General features: G+C 71.1%; 1 protein-coding gene. It reads right to left on the bottom strand.

The genetic code is table 11. The features are described from left to right. Nucleotides 1–3464, bottom strand: a 3464-nt coding sequence (locus ACIRQP_RS42240) for a type I polyketide synthase (RefSeq protein ID WP_403900765.1), incomplete at both ends; no start/stop codon positions are given.

Genomic DNA, 3464 nt, shown 5'->3' with positions numbered 1-3464 from the left:
CCGCACACCCCCACGACCCGACAACCACGACGCCCAACGCCCCGCCTGCTCACGCAAAGCCACCTCACCCCGCCCCGACAACACCACCGGCAACGGCCGGTTGTCCGCGGCCACCACCCCCACCGGCTCAACAACCGGCGCCTCCTCCACAACAACATGCGCATTGGTACCACTGAGGCCGAAGGAGGAGATGCCCGCACGGCGCGGACGTGCCGCATCCCGTATCCACGGCGTGAGTTCGTCGACCACCCGTACCGGCAGGTCGTCCCATGCGATATTCGGATTGCGCGGCGAGCTGTGCAGTGTGCCGGGCAGCGCGTCCTTCTTGAAGGAGGCGAGCACCTTGCAGATGCCGGCGATACCTGCCGCCGATTCCAGGTGCCCGATGACGCTCTTCGCCGTGCCGAGTCCGAGTTCCTGCCCCGGCTCGCGTCCCTCCCCGTACACGGCGGCCAGGGCCTGCACCTCGATCGGGTCGCCCAGTGATGTGCCCGTACCGTGGCACTCGACGTAGTCGACGTCCCCGGCGGACAGTCCGGCCGAGCTGAGGGCCGCACGGATGACTTTCTGCTGGGAGGAGCCGTTGGGGGCGGTGATGCCGCTGCTGGCGCCATCGTGGTTGATGGCTGTGGCGCGGATGACGCCCAGTACCGTGCGGTTCTGCGCGAGTGCGTCGGAGAGCCGCATGACGGCGATCACTCCGACGCCTTCGCCGCGCCCGTACCCGTCGGCGTCGGCCGAGAACGCCTTGCTGCGGCCGTCCGGCGAGAGCGCGTGCGAGCGGCTGAGTGCGACGAACGCGCCGGGGTCCGCGAGGAGTTGGACACCGCCCGCGAGTGCCAGTTCGCATTCGTCGTTGCGCAGCGACTCACAGGCCAGATGCAGCGCCACCAGCGACGACGAGCACGCCGTGTCGACGGACAGTGCGGGGCCCTGGAGTCCGAGGTGGTAGGAGAGACGGCCCGCGTTGAAGCTGGGCAGGGTGCCTGTCAGGGTGTAGGTGTCGGGGGCGGTGTTCTGGCGGTACTTGCCGTACTCGCCGACGCCGGCGCCCACGAAGACACCGGTGCGGGAGTCGCGCAGCTCGCGCGGGCGGATGCCCGCGTTCTCCAGGGAGTTCCAGGCCGTTTCGAGGAGCAGTCGGTGCTGGGGGTCCATCGGTTCGGCCTCGCGCGGGCTGATGCCGAAGAAGGCGGCGTCGAAGTGGGTCACGTCGCCGAGGAAGGAGGCGTGGCGGACGTATGTCTTGCCCTCGGTGTCCGGGTCGGCGTCGTAGAAGGAGTCGATGTCGAAGCGGTCGGCCGGGACCTCGCTCACCGTGTCGCGGCCTTCGGCGAGGACGTCCCAGAGGGTGTCCAGGTCGTGGGCGTCGCCCGGCATGCGCAGTCCGACGCCGATGATGGCGAGGGGCTCGTCGGTGCGGTGCGTGGTGGCGGTGTCGGAGGTGTCCGTGAGAGCGGGGGCGAGTTCGCCGAGAAGCCATTGTGCGGCGGATGCCAGGTTCGGGTGGTCGAAGATCAGGGTCTTGGGGGTGATGACTCCGGTGCGCTTCTGTACGCGGGTGCTGAGGTCGACGGCCATCATCGAGTCGAAGCCGAGATCCCTGAATCCGCGCTCGGGGTCGAGCGATTCGGGTTTCGCCACGCCGAGCACCGCCGCGGTCTCGATCGCCAGGAGGCCGCGCAGGTGGTCCTCGCGGGAGTCCTCGGCAAGTCCGAGCAGGGTGGTGCGCAGCGGGTTGCCCTGGTCGGGCGGGGTGTCCACGGCGGCGGCGCGGGCTTCGGGGATGTCCCGCAGGAGGGGGCGGTTGCCGTTCTCGGCGTACGCGGTGGCCGCCTGCGCCCAGTCGATTTTGGCGATCACGGTGGTGCCGCCGTGGGCGAGGGCCGTGTCGAGGGCGTCCAGGGCCCGCTCGGCGCGCATCGGTTCGAGGCCGATGCGGCGCAGTTGGTTCTCGGCGGCGCCATGGGTCATGCCGCCGTCGGCCCATGGTCCCCAGCCGATGGAGACGGCGGGCAGGCCCTCGGCCCTGCGCTGTGCGGCGAGGGCGTCCAGGGCCGCGTTGGCCATGGCGTAGTTGGCCTGGCCGACGTTGCCGAGGACGCCGATGACCGATGTGTACAGGACGAAGGCGTCGAGGTCGCGGTCGCGGGTGAGGTCGTGCAGGTGTGTGGCCGCGGTGAGCTTGGGGGCGGCGGCGGCGGCGAGGGCTTCGGTGTCCAGGCGGTCGAGCAGCCGGTCGTCGAGGACGCCCGCGGTGTGGAAGACGGCGCGTAGGGGTGCCTCGTCGTGGTCGAGGGCGGTGAGGAGTCCGCTGAGCTGGCGCCGGTCGGTGACGTCGCAGGAGGCGAGGGTGACGCGGGCACCCGCGGCCTCGAGTGCGGTGGTGAGTGCGGCGGCTCCCTCGGCTTCGGGTCCGCGCCGGGACACCAGGACGAGGTGTTCGGCGCCGCGTTCGGCGAGGCGTCGGGCGAGGTGAGCGGCGAGGGCGCCGCTGCCTCCGGTGATCAGGATGGTGCCGCGCGGTGTCCAGGGTTGTGCGGTGGCGGTGGCCGTTGTGCGGCGGAGCCTGCGGACGAGGCGTCCGGTGGAGCGCAGTGCCGCGTGCTCTTCCGCGCCCGGGGTGCCGTGGGCGGCGAGGGTGGTCAGGAGCTGGCGGGTGGTCGCCGCGTCGAGTGCGGCGGGCAGGTCGAGGAGCCCGCCCCAGCGGTTCGCGTACTCAAGGGCGATGACATGGCCCAGTCCCCAGATGAGGGCGTGGGCGGGGGTGGGGGCGGGATCGGTGTCGTGGGCGTGGACGGCACCTTGGGTGACGAACCAGAGTGGGGCTCGTAGGGACGCGTCTCCCAGTGCTTTTACGAGGGCGAGGCTCTGGGCGGCGCCCATGGTCACGGCCGGGTGGTCGGGATGCGGGCGGGTCTCGGCGGCGGTGAGGGCGAGGACGCCGTGTGGTGTCTCGTCGCCGAGCTTCGCGGTCAGGTCGCCGATCAGTGTGGTGCATCCGGCGTGGTCGGCGTCGGTGGTCAGGATGTGCGGGGAGGCGCCCGCGCCGGTCAGTGCCTCGGCCAGTTGCTGGGCGAGGGGCTGTGCGACGGTGGGGGTGATGATCACCCAGTGTCCGCGTGGTGCCGGCGCGGTGCGCGCCACGGCGGAGGGCTGCCAGGTCTCCTCGTAGCTCCAGTCGGCGATTTCACCGGCCCTGTCCTGCTGTTCATGCCAGGCGGCGAGGTAGGGCAAAAGGGTGGCGACGGCGGAGTTGTCGGTCACTCCGAGGAGTTCGGAGACGCGTTCGCTCTCTCCGCTGCCGATGGCCTGCCACAGGGTGTCCTCGGCCTGTGAGCGTTCGCGGGCGGCGTTCTTCCCCGTCTTCGGTTCGATCCAGTAGTGGCGGCGTTGGAAGGCGTAGGTGGGCAGGTCGACGGGTGTCCCGCCGTCCAGGACTCGGTCCCAGGCAATGTCCTGGC

Origin of the sequence: Streptomyces sp. NPDC102274 (assembly GCF_044766385.1) — a bacterium.
GTDB lineage: Bacteria > Actinomycetota > Actinomycetes > Streptomycetales > Streptomycetaceae > Streptomyces.
Note: the sequence above shows the minus strand (reverse complement) of the source record. Positions and strands in the feature narration are given on the sequence as shown.